Source organism: Streptomyces sp. NPDC002032 (assembly GCF_042890765.1).
Taxonomy (GTDB): Bacteria; Actinomycetota; Actinomycetes; order Streptomycetales; family Streptomycetaceae; genus Streptomyces.
This window is the reverse complement of record NZ_JBIASM010000014.1, coordinates 130,497-145,543: the sequence shown is the minus strand read 5'-3', so window position 1 is coordinate 145,543 and position 15,047 is coordinate 130,497. Positions and strand designations below refer to the sequence as shown.

The following is a 15,047-nucleotide window of genomic DNA, read 5'->3' as shown; positions in this document are numbered from 1 at the left end:
CGTCAGTTGACGCTCAGGCGTCAGCCGTTGCGCTTCCAGCGGGGCTTGTCGTCGCGACGGCCACCGAAGGAACCGGTCGAGCCGGAGCCGGAGCCGGAGGGGCGGTTGTCGTCGCGGCGGCCGTAGGGGCGCTCGCCGGCGCCACCGGGACGGAAGCCGCCGGACGGACGGTCGTCGCGGCGGAAGCCGCCACGGTCGCCACCACGGTCGTCACGGTTGAAGCCACCCGACGGACGGTCGTCGCGACGGAAGCCGCCACCACGGTTGTCGTCACGACGGTCACCACCGGAACGGAAACCACCCGACGGACGGTCATCGCGACGGAAGCCGCCACGGTCGCCACCACGGTCGTCACGGTTGAAGCCACCCGACGGACGGTCGTCGCGACGGAAGCCGCCACCACGGTTGTCGTCACGACGGTCACCACCGGAACGGAAACCACCCGACGGACGGTCATCGCGACGGAAGCCGCCACGGTCGCCACCACGGTCGTCACGGTTGAAGCCACCCGACGGACGGTCGTCGCGACGGAAGCCGCCACCACGGTTGTCGTCACGACGGTCACCACCGGAACGGAAACCACCCGACGGACGGTCGTCACGGCGGAAGCCGCCACGGTCGCCACCACGGTCGTCACGGTTGAAGCCACCCGACGGACGGTCGTCGCGACGGAAGCCGCCACCACGGTTGTCGTCACGACGGTCACCACCGGAACGGAAACCACCCGACGGACGGTCATCGCGACGGAAGCCGCCACGGTCGCCACCACGGTCACCGCCGCGGTCGCCACCGCGGTTGTCGCGGCGCTCGAAGTTGCCGCGGTCGTCGCGGCGCTCGAAGGTGCGCTCCTGGGCGACGGGCTCGGCCACGGCGGCGACGGCTGCCGCGACCTCGGCCTCGGCGGCCTCGACGACCTCGGCGACGGCGGCCTCCGGGTCCTCACCGCGCTCGCGGGCGGAACGGGCGACGAGGCGGTCGGCCTCCTCGCGCAGCTCCACGGCACGGCGCGACAGGCGCTCCAGCTGCTTGGTGAGGTCGGCGACCTCACGCTCGGCCTGCTTGGCGGCGTTGTTCGCCGAGTCGGCCTGGACCTGGGTGAGCGAACGCGCACCGGTGATCTCGGCGACCTCGGGGTCGAACGCGCCGACGCCCTGGACGATGTGGCGCGAGGCGTCGACGCCCGCGTCCTCCATCAGGCGGAAGATCTGGCGGCGCTGGTGCGGCAGGGCCAGGGAGACCACGACGCCCGACTTGCCGGCACGGGCGGTACGGCCCGAGCGGTGCAGGTAGTCCTTGTGGTCGCCGGCCGGGTCCACGTTCAGGACCAGGTCGATGCCGTCGACGTGGATGCCGCGGGCGGCGACGTCGGTGGCGACGAGCGCGTTGACGTAACCGTCCTTGAAGTCCGCGAGGACGCGGGTGCGGGCACCCTGCGTCATGCCGCCGTGCAGCGCGTCGGCCTTCACGCCGGACTCGATGAGCTGCTCGGCGATGCGGTCGGCGCCCAGCTGGGTGCGGACGAAGATGATGGTGCGGCCCTTGCGGGCGGCGATGGCGGCCGTGACCGGCGCCTTGTCCTTCGGCTTCACGACGAGGACGTGGTGCGTCATGGTCGTGACGTTGCCCTGGGCGCTGTCGACCTCGTGCGTGACGGGGTTCGTCAGGTAGCGCTTGACCAGGGTGCCGATCTCGTTCTCCATGGTGGCGGAGAAGAGCATGCGCTGGCCGCCGCCGGGGATCTGGTCGAGCAGCTCGGTGACCTCGGGCAGGAAGCCCAGGTCGGCCATCTGGTCGGCCTCGTCGAGGACGGCGATCTTGACGTTCTCCAGCGAGCAGGCGCCGCGGTTGATGATGTCGCGCAGACGGCCCGGGGTGGCGACGAGGACGTCGACGCCGCGCTCCAGGGCGTAGATCTGGTTGCTCATGGAGGTACCGCCGCAGACGACCTTCATCTTCAGGCCGAGCACGTCGCCGTAGGGCTGGAGGGCGTCCGCGACCTGCATCGCGAGCTCACGGGTCGGCGTGAGGATGATCGCGCGGGGCTTCTTCTTCTCGGTGTGGCCGCCGGCCAGCGAGGCCAGGGTCGGCAGACCGAAGGAGAGGGTCTTGCCGGAGCCGGTACGGCCGCGGCCGAGGATGTCCTTGCCGGCCAGGGCGTCCGGGATGGTCGCGGCCTGGATCGGGAAGGGGGCGGTGACACCGTTCTGGGCGAGCTTGCGGACGATGCCGTCGGGCAGGCCCAGGTCGCTGAAGGTGATGGTGGGCTCCGCGTCGGCGTCGTCGGCCGCGTCGGCCTCGTCGTCGGAGAGGGAGCCGTCGGACGTCACGTCGGCCTCGAGGGCCTCGATGATCTCCTCCGCCTCGATGGCCTCCATGGCCTCGGTGACCGCAAGGGTCTCGGCGGTGAGGATCTCGTCGTTGGAGTCGTTCTCGGGCATGACGGAACGGTCAGAACTGGAAATGGACATGCGAAATGCGAAACCTTCCGGAGTCTCGGCACGCGCCCAAACTCCGTGAATCGCAAATCGACCGCCTCAATGCGGTCAGCCACGGCTAGGGAGAGTACGCGCCACACGGCGCTCTTCGGATTCGGCGCCGGGCAATGGGATCAAACGATCTATAACCATACGCACCCTCCTGGGGGTCTGGCAAGTCACTCCCACAAGAAAGCCGCTGACCTGCGAAAACACCCTGGACGAGCGCTGCACTGCGACCCGGCCGGACCGGGTCGAACCCCAGCTTCCTACGCCGTCGCGGCGGTCGGGCCGGGGGCCGGCGGGCTCGGCGGAGGGGGGTCCGTCGGGGTGGGGTGCGTCACAGGCGGAGTGGGATCCACCACAGGCGGAGTGGCCGAACCACCGGAGCCGCCGGAGCCGCCGGACCCGCCCGAGCCCGAACCGGAGCCCGAGCCGCCGGAGCCGGAGCCCGATCCGGAACCCGACCCCGAGCCGGAACCGGAGCCCCCGGAACCGGAACCCGAGCCGCCCGAGCCGCCCCCGGAGGGCACCTGCCCGCCCTGGCCGCCCGCCCCGCCGCCCGGCCCCGCCGACGGCGAGGGCGGCCCCGGCTTCCCGGCGGGAGCGCCCGGGCCGGGGGAGGCGCCGGTCACGCCGGAGGCCTTCCCGGGCTCACCGGTCTTGCCGTCCTGGTTCCCCGTACCGTCCTTCACGCCGTGCCCGTTGCCGTGCACCCCGGAGCCGTGGCCGGTGGTCGAGCCCTGGGCGGCCCCGCCGGTGTCCTTGCCGCCCACGGAGGAGGCCGGCCCCGGCTTCGCGGCGTCCTCGCCGACGCTCATGCACCCGGCCGTCGCCGCGACGGCGAGCGCGGAGACGGCCAGTCTGAGGGAAGCGGACAGGGAAACGGACAAAGGGCGCACGAGGGCACCTCCGGAACACTGCGACGGGGCCCGCGTTGGGCGGGTCAATGAGCCCAACTCCCTTTACCCCGTAAGAGACACGCCCCTCATGCGAACAGCTGCCGGGCCACCTGCGAGCCCAGGTGCACGGCACCCAGCCCGACCAGCACCGATGCCAGGACGTTCGCGACGGCCAGGAACTTCCAGCCGCGCTCCGCCAGCCGCAGGGTCTCGTACGAGAAGGTCGAATACGTGCTCAGCGCCCCGCACAGGCCCGTCCCGAGCAGCAGGAGCACGCGCGAGGAGCCCGTACCGGCCAGCACCGCCCCCGTCAGCACGCCCAGCAGCAGACAGGCCGAGGCGTTGACCACGAAGGTCCCCCACGGGAAGACGGAGTCGTGCCGGATCTGCACCGCCCGGTCGGTCAGGTAGCGCAGCGGCGCCCCGACGACCGCGCCCGCCACCACCAGCAGCCAGTTCACCCGCGCCCCCGCCCGCCGGGCGGCCGCACCGCCAGCCGGGTCGCCGAGGCGGCCGCCCACACCGCGCCCAGCGCGGCCGCCACCGTCAGCGCGGCGTAACCCAGCGCGACCCGCGCCCGGCCCGCGTCGAGCAGCCCCGAGAACTCGACGGCGTAGGTGGAGAAGGTGGTGAACCCGCCGAGCACCCCCACGCCGGCGAAGGGGCGCACCAGCGGATGGGGCGCACTGCGCCCGCCCTCGCCGATCAGCACCATCAGGACGCCGATGAGCGCGCAGCCCGAGACGTTGATCCAGAAGGTGGCCCAGGGGAAGCCCCCGGGCGCGGCCGGCCACAGCAGGCCGATCCCGTAGCGCGCCGAGGCGCCGAGGGCCCCGCCCGCCGCCACCGCGGCCAGCACCCGGGCCTGCGGCTCGGCCCGCTGGGCCGGTACGTGGAGGTCGACGTCGGGGTCGATCGCCTCGCCCCCCGGTACCGGCCGGGTCACCCGTAACCCAGTGCGTGCAGCCGCTCGTCGTCGATCCCGAAGTGATGGGCGATCTCGTGCACCACCGTCACCTCCGTCTCGGCGACCACGCTCTCCCGGTCCTCACACATCCGCAACGTGGGGTTCCGGTAGATCGTGATCCGGTCGGGGAGCACTCCGGCGTACCACTCGCCGCGCTCCGTGAGCGGGGTCCCCTCGTACAGGCCGAGGAGCTCGGGATCGTCGGCGGGCGGGTCGTCCTCGACGAACACGGCGACGTTGTCCATCAGCCGTGTCAGCTCGGGCGGGATGCGGTCCAGGGCCTCTGCGACGAGCTCTTCGAACTCCTCGCGCGTCATCTCCAGCACCCGGCCATTGTCGCTCCGGGGGAAACCGTTTTGGCGATAGCTCCCCCGATCCCATATGCTTCTCACGTCCCCGACGCGCTGCAAAGTGCCCGGCGGGCCTTTAGCCCTCATCGTCTAGTGGCCCAGGACGCCGCCCTTTCAAGGCGGTAGCACGGGTTCGAATCCCGTTGGGGGTACGCAACACCATGTGCGAGACTTGTTCTCGCACAATGCAAGGACCTGTGGAGCAGTTGGTTAGCTCGCCACCCTGTCAAGGTGGAGGTCGCGGGTTCAAGTCCCGTCAGGTTCGCTGAGGCTGGAAACAGTCTCGTGGCTGGGTAGCTCAGTTGGTACGAGCGATCGCCTGAAAAGCGATAGGTCGCCGGTTCGACCCCGGCCCCAGCCACAGCCGAGAAGGCCCCGTCTCCGGACGGGGCCTTCTGCGTGTCATCCCTCCGCTTCCTCCGCTTCCTCCGCTTCCTCCTGCCCGCTCCGGCGCCAGCGGACCAGCCCGTACGCCGCCGCGCCCGCGGCGACCAGGCCCAGCAGCGCCCAGTCCGGCACCGTGTCGGCCAGGGCGCGCACCCGCTCCTCGACGGCGTACGAGTCGTCGACGTCGAGCAGCCCGGGCAGGGCGGTGGCCCCGTCGAAGGCCAGGAACAGCGTGCCCAGGGTGATGAAGAAGAGCCCGGACAGCAGCGAGGTCGAGTGCAGGGCGAACCGGCCCAGCCGCAGGGGGCGTCCGCGCAGCCAGCGCCGCCGGCCGAGGTCGAAGCGCTCCCAGAGCAGGGCCAGCAGGAAGAGGGGCACGGCCATGCCCAGCGCGTACACCGCCAGCAGCAGGCCCCCGTAGACCGGGCTGCCGCTGACCGCCGCCACCGTGAGGACGCTGCCCAGGATGGGGCCGGCGCAGAAGCCGGCCAGTCCGTAGACGGCGCCGAGGGCGTACACGGACAGGGCGGTGGTGGGGCGGATCCGCCCGGACAGCTCGCTGAGCCGCTTCGGGGCGAAGCCGAGGCCGAGGATCTGGGCCAGGCCGAGCGCGATGATCAGCCAGCCGCCGAAGAGCACGAGCCCTTCGCGGTGGCCGTGGAAGAACCGGCCCGCGTACGAGCCGGCCGCGCCCAGCGGTACGAGGGTGCTCGCGAGGCCCGCGTAAAAGATCCCGGTGCGTGCGAGGAGCCGGGTGGGGGAGTCGATCGAGTAGGCGAAGAAGGCGGGCAGCAGCAGGGCGCTGCACGGGCTGAGCAGGGCGAGGAGGCCGCCGAGCAGGGCGGCCAGGTATCCGATGCCGGTCACGGGCGGGCCGCCGCCCGGGCCTTGGCGATGGCGGCTTCGAAGGCGGCCAGGGGCTGGGCGCCGGCGAGGGGCGTCGTGCCGACGAGGAAGGAGGGGGTGGAGCTGACGCCGATGCGGTAGCCCTCCTCCTGGTCCCGGCGCAGCGCCTCGGCGGCCTGCGGGGAGTCGAGGTCGCGCCGGAAGCGCTCCAGGTCCGGGACGCCGGCCTGCCGGGCCAGCTCGGTGAGGCGTTCCCCGCCGAAGCCCTTCTCCTTGGCCCCTTCGGCGTACGCGGCCGCGTGGAAGGCGGTGAAGCGGTCCTGCTGTCCGGCGGCCCAGGCGGCCTTGGCGGCGGCCTCGGAGTCGGCGCCGAAGATCGGGAAGTTGCGCCACTCGATGCGCAGGGTGCCTTCGTCGACGTACTTCTTCACCAGGGCGGGCTCGGTGTCCCGGGCGAACTTGCCGCAGTACCCGCACTTGAAGTCGGAGTACTCGATGAGGACGACGGGCGCGTCGGGGCGGCCCACGGCGAGCTTGTCGCCGGCTTCGCGGCGGGCCAGGGCCGCCAGTGCGGACGCGGGGCCGTCGGTGCGGGGCGCGGAGCCGGCGGCGGAGGCGCTCTCGCGGGCGGGCCTGTCCTCGGGGGCGGTGGCCTGCCAGGAGACGAGGCCGAGGGTGATCGCGGCGACGGCGGTGGCGGCGGAGACCACCAGGGGCGTGCGGGAGCGCTTGCGGGAGGAGGGCTTGCGGGGCGAAGAGGGCATGCGGGTGCTCCAGTGGTGCGGGGCGGAAGAAAGGGGAGGGACCGGTGGGACCGCTCCCCCTACACCCTGAGCACCGAGAGCTCCACGGGACCGGGCGCCGGCCGGTCCGGTCCGCGGACGTGGACCCGTACGGGCGCCGGTGCGTACGGGCGCTGCGCCACGGGCACGCTCCCGCCCGGCGGCAGCTGCGCGTGCCCGTCGCCGGCCCGGACCGCGGGGGCGGGGACGGCGCCGTGGCCGGGGGCGCCGGGGGCGCAGGAGGGCCCGCGCTCCCGGAGCTCCTGGAGGACCTCGGCGGCGGGGTTCCCGGATCCGGCGGCCGGGGCGTGCGCGGCCGCCGGGGCCGGGGCGGCCGCGGCGGGGACGGCCCCGGTCGTGCCCAGCAGCATCGCGAGCACGGCGGCCAGGAGGCACCACACACGGCGACGGCGGGACACGGTGGGCTGCCTCTCACTTGCGCAAACGGGGGGACTCGTCCCGAAATGGTACGGGGAGGGGCACAAATGCGTTCGCCACCCGCCCGGCCCAGGTGAGATCCTCGACCAGGTATGTCTACTTCCTTCGCCGCCCTGCAGACGCTTCTCGGTGAGATCTCCCTCCGTGACGCGCACCGCCTCGGCCGCCGCCTCGAAGGCGCCCGCCGCATCCGCAAGCCCGAGGCCAAGCAGGCCGTACTCGACGAGATCGCCGCGGAGGCCGCGAAGGCCGCCGAGCGGCTCGCCGGGCGCGCCTCGCGGATGCCGGAGGTCACGTATCCCGAGAACCTGCCCGTCAGCCAGAAGAAGGACGAGATCGCCGAGGCGATACGCGACCACCAGGTCGTGATCGTCGCGGGCGAGACCGGCTCCGGCAAGACCACGCAGATCCCCAAGATCTGCATGGAGCTGGGGCGCGGCGTCCGGGGCATGATCGGGCACACCCAGCCCCGCCGGATCGCGGCGCGCACGGTCGCCGAGCGCATCGCTGAGGAGCTGAAGTCCGAGATCGGGCAGACCGTCGGCTGGAAGGTCCGGTTCACCGATCAGGTGGACCAGGACGCCACCTTCGTGAAGCTGATGACGGACGGCATCCTCCTCGCGGAGATCCAGACGGACCGCGAGCTGCGCGCGTACGACACGATCATCATCGACGAGGCGCACGAGCGGTCGCTGAACATCGACTTCCTGCTCGGCTACCTGGCCACGCTGCTGCCCAAGCGCCCCGACCTCAAGGTGGTCATCACCTCCGCGACGATCGACCCGCAGCGGTTCTCGCGGCACTTCGGGGACGCCCCGATCGTCGAGGTCAGCGGGCGGACGTATCCGGTGGAGGTCCGCTACCGCCCGCTCCTGGAGGAGGACTCCGAGGACGCGGACCGCGACCAGATCACCGCGATCTGCGAGGCCGTGGACGAGCTCCAGGCGGAGGGACCGGGGGACGTCCTGGTCTTCCTCTCCGGTGAGCGCGAGATCCGGGACACGGCGGACGCGCTGGAGAAGCGGGGGCTCCGCTCCACCGAGGTCCTCCCCCTCTACGCCCGCCTCTCGCACGCCGAGCAGCACCGGGTGTTCCAGCAGCACACGGGCCGGCGGATCGTGCTGGCGACGAACGTCGCGGAGACCTCGCTGACGGTTCCCGGCATCAAGTACGTGATCGACCCGGGCAACGCCCGCATCTCCCGCTACAGCCACCGCACCAAGGTCCAGCGGCTGCCGATCGAGCGGATCTCGCAGGCCAGCGCCAACCAGCGCAAGGGCCGCTGCGGCCGTACGAGCGACGGCATCTGCATCCGGCTGTACTCGGAGGACGACTTCCTGTCGCGGCCGGAGTTCACGGACGCGGAGATCCTGCGCACCAACCTGGCCTCCGTCATCCTCCAGATGACCGCCGCCGGTCTGGGCGAGATCGAGAAGTTCCCCTTCATCGACCCGCCCGACCACCGCAACATCCGTGACGGCGTGCAGCTGCTCCAGGAGCTGGGCGCGCTGGACCCGTCGGAGAAGGACCACAAGAAGCGGCTGACGCCCATGGGCCGCCAGCTGTCCCAGCTGCCGGTGGACCCGCGGCTGGCCCGCATGGTGGTGGAGGCGGACAAGAACAACTGCGTCCGCGAGGTGATGGTCATCGCGGCGGCCCTGTCGATCCAGGACCCGCGCGAGCGGCCCTCGGACAAGCAGACGCAGGCGGACCAGAACCACGCCCGGTTCAAGGACGAGACCAGCGACTTCCTCTCCTTCCTGAACATGTGGCGCTACGTCCGCGAGCAGCAGAAGGAGCGCGGCTCGTCCTCGTTCCGCCGGATGTGCAAGCAGGAGTACCTGAACTTCCTGCGGATCCGCGAGTGGCAGGACATCTACTCGCAGCTGCGCACGGTCGCGAAGACGATGGGGATCCACGTCAACGAGGCGGACGCCGCCGAGACGAACATCCACATCTCGCTGCTGGCCGGCCTGCTGTCGCACATCGGCCTGAAGGACACCGACAAGAACGAGTACCTGGGCGCCCGTTCGGCCAAGTTCGCGATCTTCCCGGGGTCCTCGCTGTTCAAGAAGCAGCCGAAGTTCCTGATGTCGGCGGAGCTGGTGGAGACCTCGCGGCTGTGGGCGCGGGTCAACGCCAAGGTGGAGCCCGAGTGGGTGGAGCCGCTCGCCGGGCACCTGATCAAGCGCACGTACAGCGAGCCGCACTGGGAGAAGGACCAGGCGGCGGTGATGGCGTACGAGAAGGTGACCCTGTACGGGGTCCCGATCGTGGCCCAGCGGAAGATCAACTACGGCCGGATCGACCCCGAGGTCTCGCGCGAGCTGTTCATCCGCAACGCGCTGGTCGAGGGCGACTGGCGTACGCACCACAAGTTCTACGCGGACAACCGCAAGCTCCTCACCGAGGTGGAGGAGCTGGAGAACCGGGCCCGGCGCCGAGACATCGTGGTCGACGACGAGACCCTCTTCGACTTCTACGACCGGCGCATCCCGGACCACGTGGTCTCGGGGGCGCACTTCGACTCCTGGTGGAAGCACAAGAAGCACGAGGAGCCCGAACTCCTCGACTTCGAGCGCGAGATGCTGCTGACGGAGAAGGCGGCCGGGGTCACCAAGGCCGACTACCCGGACTCCTGGCGGCAGGGGCAGCTGAAGTTCCGGGTGACGTACCAGTTCGAGCCGGGCGCGGACGCGGACGGCGTGACCGTCCACATCCCGCTCCAGGTCCTGAACCAGGTCACCGACGAGGGCTTCGACTGGCAGATCCCGGGCCTGCGCGAGGAGGTCGTCACGGAGCTGATCCGGTCCCTGCCGAAGCCGATCCGCCGGCACTACGTACCCGCGCCGAACTTCGCGGGCCGCTTCCTGGACACGGCGGTGCCGCTCCAGGAGCCGCTGCCGGTGACCCTGGCGCGCGAGCTGCACCGGATGGTCGGTGTCCCGGTCGCGGCCGAGGACTTCGACCTGAGCCGGATCCCGGACCACCTGAAGATCACCTTCCGGATCGTCGACGAGCGCCGCAAGAACCTCGCCGAGGACAAGGACCTGGAGGCCCTGCGGCTGCGCCTGAAGCCCAAGGCCCGCCAGGCCCTGTCCAAGGCGGCCGCCGCCACCGCCGAGCGGGCGGGCGGGGAGTCGCTGGAGCGCACCGGGCTGACCGACTGGACCATCGGCACCCTGACCAAGGTGTTCGAGACCCCTCCCCTACGGCTTCGCCGCGGGGATGCCCCATGGGCGGGCCAGCCGGTGAAGGCGTACCCGGCGCTGGTGGACGAGGGGACGAGCGTCTCGGTACGGCTCTTCGACACGGAGACCGAGCAGCAGCGGGCCATGTGGCTGGGCACCCGGAAGCTGATCCTCCTGAACATCCCGGTGAACCCGGCGAAGTTCGCCTCGGACAAGCTCACCAACCAGCAGAAGCTGGCCCTGTCCAGGAACCCGCACGGCTCCATCCAGGCGCTGTTCGACGACTGCGCCACGGCGGCGGCCGACAAGTTGATCGCCGACCACGGCGGCCCGGCCTGGGACGAGGCCGGGTTCCGCAGGCTCTACGACGCGGTGCGGGCCGATCTGGTGGACACGACCGTACGGACGGTCTCCCAGGTACAGCAGGTGCTCGCCGCCTGGCAGGCCTGCGAGCGGCGGCTGAAGGCCACCAACAGCCTGGCCCTGATGGCGAACGTCGCGGACGTGAAGGCCCAGCTGGCGGCACTGATGCCGGCCGGCTTCGTGACCCTCACCGGTCTGCGCCGGCTGCCGGACCTGATGCGCTACCTGGTGGCGGCGGACCGGCGGCTCCAGCAGATGCCGACGGGCGCCCAGCGCGACACCACGCGCATGGAGAAGGTCCACGAGATGCGGGACGAGTACCTGTGGCTGCTGGAGCAGTTGCCGAAGGGCCGGCCGGTCCCGGAGGCGGTCACCGAGATCCGCTGGATGCTCGAGGAACTGCGGGTCAGCTACTTCGCCCACGCGCTCGGCACGGCGTACCCGATCTCGGACAAACGGATCGTGAAGGCGGTCGACGCCCTCGCTCCGTGACCGGGTTCGACCGCACCCCCTGACCTGCTGTACAGTGTGATTCGCAGCCGGGCAATCGGCCGCGAACGAGGACCTGTGGAGCAGTTGGTTAGCTCGCCACCCTGTCAAGGTGGAGGTCGCGGGTTCAAGTCCCGTCAGGTTCGCAGAAACGTCAGGGCCCGTATTCCGCAAGGAATACGGGCCCTGACGCGTTTCCGGGTGCCGTGGGGCCGGGGATACGGACGGCCGACGGACGGCCGCCCCCTACCCATGATCATCGCGTCGGGGCCCCGAAAGCCTCAGGAGCCCCTCCGCGGGCCGTTCCCGCCCTCGGGGCACTCAGGGGCGGCCCAGGCCCCCACAGGCGCTCCAGGCCCCCTCCAGCGACTCCGGCTGACATGTCCCCCGAGGGGGGAAAATCCCCCGGCGGCGCGTGGCGCTCTGCACCGGAGATCCCCTTACGGAACGCAATGCCGGATGTACAAGAGTTATCAGCTGTGACGGGAGTCACCACACGAGTTTTTGAGACTCGTACGTTTATCGGACTCCTACGCCTACTCGATTTAATATGTGCAATGGCACCTGACCGGCCGGCGTGCACCCGCCTCCGCCGGACGCAGGCCCTCCGGGCATAAAAAAAGATCGCGCTGGACCCGGCGGAGTCCAGCGCGATCGACGGTAGTGAGCCTGTTGGGGCAGGCCCCACCGCATGAAGCCATGTGGGTTTCATCGGATTGGGGGACCCGATTCGAACCCGGTTAAAGCAGGGGTGATGCGGGACCTCAGGCCTCGCTGCGCTGCTGCGGAATTCCCGCGAGCAGTGCGCGGACCTCAGCCTCGCGGTAACGGCGGTGTCCACCCAGGGTGCGGATGGACGTGAGCTTGCCAGCCTTGGCCCAGCGGGTGACCGTCTTCGGGTCCACGCGGAACATCGTGGCAACCTCAGCCGGGGTCAGCAGCGGCTCGGCATCAGGGGTGCGAGCGGTCATGAGCGGCCTCCTCGGGAGAACCGAACCATCTCGGTTCTTTCCTCTAAATTCTGCACCTTGGCCCGCGTTGCCCGAAATGGACATACGCAGGCCGAGTCGGTTATAGGACGAACGGCTTGTCCTCGGCACTACAACTACACCATCCGTCCAGCCCCAAGGGCCAAACCGATGGAATTGCCCTCCGAGGTGTTCATCAGCGGCGGAAGCCGATGGACCGCCCCATAACGGACAGTCACCCCACTGTGACGATCAGTCACAGAGCGATCAGGAGTCGTCAGACCCCCCATAGAGTGCAATACCGAGCATTCCGCCCTTAGTTGGGCGGAAGGAACCCTCCCCGGACTCCTTGTCCTATTTTGGCACGAGGGTAGGGGAAGGGCGCAAGGGTGTAGATAGTGCGGTCCGTCACGCTTGGGCCAATGGCCCGTATCGGGACGTAGGTCCTGGAACTAAGACCCTAATGTCGTGATCAAGCCCCTGATCTGCGGGTTGTGACCGATCGGCCGATGACAACCGATACGGGCGATACGCACACCGTCCGAACGGGGGTGAGACCACGGTCACACGATGCCTCATCCGGCCGTTCACGAACAGACTCTCAGTTCGCGAACAGTCTTTCCCTGACCGCCCGCCAGCGGAGCGCCAGTTCCCCGTACACCTCGGAAGCGGCCTCCGGCTTCCCGTCCCGCAGGGCCGCGATCCCCTCCTCCAGGTCCCGGGCCGTCCGGTCCCCCTCCAGGGCGGCGGCGGGCAGCGCGTACAGCAGGCCCCCGTAGTCCAGTTCGACCATCGACCGCGGATGGAACTCCTCCAGCCAGCTGCCGACCTCCACCAGCCCCTCGGCCAGCTGCCCGTACCCCTCCGCCGCGCGCAGGATCCGCAGCCCCCGGGCGAGCCGGCGCCGGGCCTGCACCATCGGCGTCCGGTAGCGCAGCCGCTCGCCCGGCAGGTACTCCCGCTCCTCGTCCGCGACCAGCACGAACCAGCGCAGCGGCACCTGCCACACCCCCGTACGGATCCACGGGCGCGCGTCGGGGTTGCGCCCGCGCCACTCCTCGTACTCCGCGGCGGCCCGGCGGCGGGCCGCCGGGGGCAGGGCCGCGTCCAGCACCGGCGGCGGGAAGGACTCCGCCAGCTCCCCCAGCGCCAGCCAGCCGCGCAGCCGGGTCCGCCACGGGCACACGAGCAGCACCCCGTCGACCTCCGCCGTGAAGGCGTCCGCGCTCTCGTGCGGCGGAACGCCCACCACCGGGACGCGCACCAAGTCGGTCAGCGACCGGCGCAGTTCGTCCTGGGCCGTCGGAGCGGTCCCGCGCCGGGCGTAGCCGGCCCAGTGCGTGCGCTCCGGCTCCGGGAAGGCGGCCAGGGGCTCGTAGACCCGCAGGTAGGAGGCGTACGGCACGACCGGGAAGGAGCGGGAGGATTCGTTCACGCTCCCGTACTCCCCCTTTTCGGGGCCCGGTTCACCTCCGGAGCGCCACAGCCGGGGGAACGGGTCCGGCGGGGCCCGCGGGCCCCGCTCACCGGGCATCGCGGGCGGGGCGTCACACGGGAGTGTTCCGATCCCCGGACAGGGGGCGCCCGGGCGGCCCGCAGGTCTTACTCTGCTCCAAGCAACGCCCTCCCCCACCCGCAGGGCGGGCGTCCTTCCGCCGCATCTCTTCCATGGGAGTCACCACCGTGACCGAAATGACCGACGGCGTCCTGCACACCCTGTTCCGCAGCGAACAGGGCGGCCACGAGCAAGTCGTGCTGTGCCAGGACCGAGCGTCAGGCCTCAAGGCCGTCATCGCCATCCACTCCACCGCCCTGGGCCCCGCCCTCGGCGGCACCCGGTTCCACGCCTACGCCTCCGACGAGGAGGCCGTCCGGGACGCGCTGAACCTCTCGCGCGGCATGTCGTACAAGAACGCCCTCGCCGGTCTCGACCTCGGCGGCGGCAAGGCCGTGATCATCGGCGACCCGGCCACCCTCAAGAGCGAGGAACTGCTGCTGGCCTACGGCCGGTTCGTGGAGTCCCTCGGTGGCCGCTACGTCACGGCCTGCGACGTCGGCACCTACGTCGCCGACATGGACGTCGTCGCCCGCGAGACCCGCTGGGCCACCGGCCGCTCCCCCGAGAACGGCGGCGCCGGCGACTCCTCGGTGCTCACCGCGTTCGGCGTCTTCCAGGGCATGCGGGCCAGCGCCCAGCACCTGTGGGGCGACCCGACCCTGCGCGGCCGCAAGGTCGGCGTGGCCGGTGTCGGCAAGGTCGGGCACCACCTCGTGGAGCACCTGCTGGCGGACGGCGCCGAGGTCGTGATCACGGACGTCCGCGCGGAGTCCGTGCGGGCCGTCCTGGAGCGGCACCCCGGCGGCAAGGTCAGCGCGGTCGCCGACACGGAGGCGCTGATCCGGACCCCCGGTCTGGACATCTACGCCCCCTGCGCCCTCGGCGGCGCGCTGAACGACGCGTCCGTGCCGGCCCTGACCGCCACCGTGGTGTGCGGCGCGGCCAACAACCAGCTCGCCCACCCCGGCGTCGAGAAGGACCTCGCGGACCGCGGGATCCTCTACGCGCCGGACTACGTGGTCAACGCGGGCGGGGTCATCCAGGTCGCCGACGAGCTGCACGGCTTCGACTTCGACCGCTGCAAGGCCAAGGCGGCGAAGATCTTCGACACCACCCTGGCGATATTCGCACGTGCGAAGTCCGACGGGATTCCGCCGGCCGCCGCGGCGGACCGGATCGCCGAACAGCGGATGGCCGACGCGCTCGCCGCGCGGGCCGCGGCCCGTACGGCCTAGGCATCCCGCAGGGCCCGCCGGGGTGCGGCGAGACGGAACTCACTGCACTTCGGCGGGTCGTGAGCCAGGAAAGCGTTAAAATCGCAGCTGACCAGCG

12 protein-coding genes and 4 tRNA genes are annotated in these 15,047 nt (G+C 71.1%); 6 read left to right on the top strand and 10 right to left on the bottom strand.

Going from position 1 to position 15,047, the window contains the following annotated elements; all coding sequences use genetic code 11:
* Nucleotides 1–20: 20 nt before the first annotated feature.
* From ACFYYT_RS27825 to ACFYYT_RS27805, 5 genes are all read right to left on the bottom strand, one after another.
* Complete coding sequence (locus tag ACFYYT_RS27825) at nt 21–2,468, bottom strand: DEAD/DEAH box helicase (protein WP_388609612.1); 2,448 nt, start codon at nt 2,466–2,468, stop codon at nt 21–23.
* A 275-nt stretch (nt 2,469–2,743) separates the two neighbouring features.
* Nucleotides 2,744–3,376 carry a hypothetical protein gene (locus ACFYYT_RS27820; RefSeq protein WP_351823968.1) on the bottom strand — a complete coding sequence of 211 codons (633 nt, stop codon included), beginning with the start codon at nt 3,374–3,376 and terminating at the stop codon, nt 2,744–2,746.
* An 86-nt stretch (nt 3,377–3,462) separates the two neighbouring features.
* A complete protein-coding gene (locus tag ACFYYT_RS27815; RefSeq protein WP_351823965.1) occupies nt 3,463–3,837 on the bottom strand; it encodes a CrcB family protein in 375 nt (124 codons plus the stop codon).
* A complete protein-coding gene (locus ACFYYT_RS27810; RefSeq protein WP_388609607.1) occupies nt 3,834–4,322 on the bottom strand; it encodes a CrcB family protein in 489 nt (162 codons plus the stop codon). The genes ACFYYT_RS27815 and ACFYYT_RS27810 overlap by 4 nt, the downstream gene beginning before the upstream one ends.
* Complete coding sequence (locus ACFYYT_RS27805; protein WP_351823962.1) at nt 4,319–4,669, bottom strand: metallopeptidase family protein; 351 nt, start codon at nt 4,667–4,669, stop codon at nt 4,319–4,321. Before ACFYYT_RS27805 ends, ACFYYT_RS27810 begins: the two co-directional genes overlap by 4 nt.
* Before the next feature lie 103 nt (nt 4,670–4,772).
* Here ACFYYT_RS27805 and ACFYYT_RS27800 point away from each other — a divergent pair.
* The 3 genes from ACFYYT_RS27800 to ACFYYT_RS27790 all read left to right on the top strand — a co-directional run bounded on the left by ACFYYT_RS27800 (nt 4,773) and on the right by ACFYYT_RS27790 (nt 5,054).
* Nucleotides 4,773–4,845: transfer RNA gene (locus tag ACFYYT_RS27800), tRNA-Glu, on the top strand.
* A gap of 39 nt (nt 4,846–4,884) precedes the next feature.
* Nucleotides 4,885–4,958, top strand: a tRNA-Asp gene (locus ACFYYT_RS27795).
* A gap of 22 nt (nt 4,959–4,980) precedes the next feature.
* Nucleotides 4,981–5,054 (top strand) — tRNA-Phe (locus ACFYYT_RS27790).
* A 41-nt stretch (nt 5,055–5,095) separates the two neighbouring features.
* Here ACFYYT_RS27790 and ACFYYT_RS27785 read toward each other — a convergent pair.
* Genes ACFYYT_RS27785 through ACFYYT_RS27775 form a run of 3 tightly spaced genes read right to left on the bottom strand, consistent with a single transcriptional unit; the run spans nt 5,096 to nt 7,127 of the window.
* Nucleotides 5,096–5,947, bottom strand: a complete 852-nt coding sequence (locus ACFYYT_RS27785; RefSeq protein ID WP_351823959.1) for a cytochrome c biogenesis CcdA family protein — start codon at nt 5,945–5,947, stop codon at nt 5,096–5,098.
* Nucleotides 5,944–6,690, bottom strand: coding sequence for a thioredoxin domain-containing protein (locus ACFYYT_RS27780; RefSeq protein ID WP_351823956.1), 747 nt, complete (start codon nt 6,688–6,690; stop codon nt 5,944–5,946). Before ACFYYT_RS27780 ends, ACFYYT_RS27785 begins: the two co-directional genes overlap by 4 nt.
* Nucleotides 6,691–6,749: 59 nt before the next feature.
* Nucleotides 6,750–7,127 (bottom strand): hypothetical protein, encoded by a 378-nt coding sequence (locus ACFYYT_RS27775; protein WP_351823953.1) that lies wholly within the window; start codon nt 7,125–7,127, stop codon nt 6,750–6,752.
* Between the two features lie 111 nt (nt 7,128–7,238).
* Between ACFYYT_RS27775 and hrpA the strand changes: the two genes are divergently transcribed.
* Nucleotides 7,239–11,192: an ATP-dependent RNA helicase HrpA gene (gene hrpA, locus ACFYYT_RS27770; protein ID WP_351823950.1), complete on the top strand. Its 3,954-nt coding sequence runs from the start codon at nt 7,239–7,241 to the stop codon at nt 11,190–11,192.
* Between the two features lie 69 nt (nt 11,193–11,261).
* Nucleotides 11,262–11,335: transfer RNA gene (locus ACFYYT_RS27765), tRNA-Asp, on the top strand.
* A 618-nt stretch (nt 11,336–11,953) separates the two neighbouring features.
* Here ACFYYT_RS27765 and bldC read toward each other — a convergent pair.
* Together bldC and ACFYYT_RS27755 are read right to left on the bottom strand one after the other, a co-directional pair.
* Entirely contained in the window at nt 11,954–12,160 is a 207-nt protein-coding gene (bldC, locus tag ACFYYT_RS27760) for a developmental transcriptional regulator BldC (RefSeq protein WP_003949541.1), read from the bottom strand.
* 598 nt (nt 12,161–12,758) lie between these two features.
* Nucleotides 12,759–13,592 (bottom strand): hypothetical protein, encoded by an 834-nt coding sequence (locus ACFYYT_RS27755; RefSeq protein ID WP_351823947.1) that lies wholly within the window; start codon nt 13,590–13,592, stop codon nt 12,759–12,761.
* Nucleotides 13,593–13,840: 248 nt separating this feature from the next.
* On the opposite strand from ACFYYT_RS27755, the gene ACFYYT_RS27750 reads away from it, so the two are divergent.
* Nucleotides 13,841–14,950 (top strand): Glu/Leu/Phe/Val dehydrogenase dimerization domain-containing protein, encoded by a 1,110-nt coding sequence (locus tag ACFYYT_RS27750; RefSeq protein WP_351823944.1) that lies wholly within the window; start codon nt 13,841–13,843, stop codon nt 14,948–14,950.
* Nucleotides 14,951–15,047: the final 97 nt, after the last annotated feature.

Excerpts from the sequence above, each read along its gene's own strand:
- ACFYYT_RS27825 (WP_388609612.1), bottom strand. The coding sequence starts at position 2,468 with ATGTCCATTTCCAGTTCTGACCGTTCCGTCATGCCCGAGAACGACTCC.
- ACFYYT_RS27780 (WP_351823956.1), bottom strand. The coding sequence starts at position 6,690 with ATGCCCTCTTCGCCCCGCAAGCCCTCCTCCCGCAAGCGCTCCCGCACG.
- hrpA (WP_351823950.1), top strand. The coding sequence starts at position 7,239 with ATGTCTACTTCCTTCGCCGCCCTGCAGACGCTTCTCGGTGAGATCTCC.
- bldC (WP_003949541.1), bottom strand. The coding sequence starts at position 12,160 with ATGACCGCTCGCACCCCTGATGCCGAGCCGCTGCTGACCCCGGCTGAG.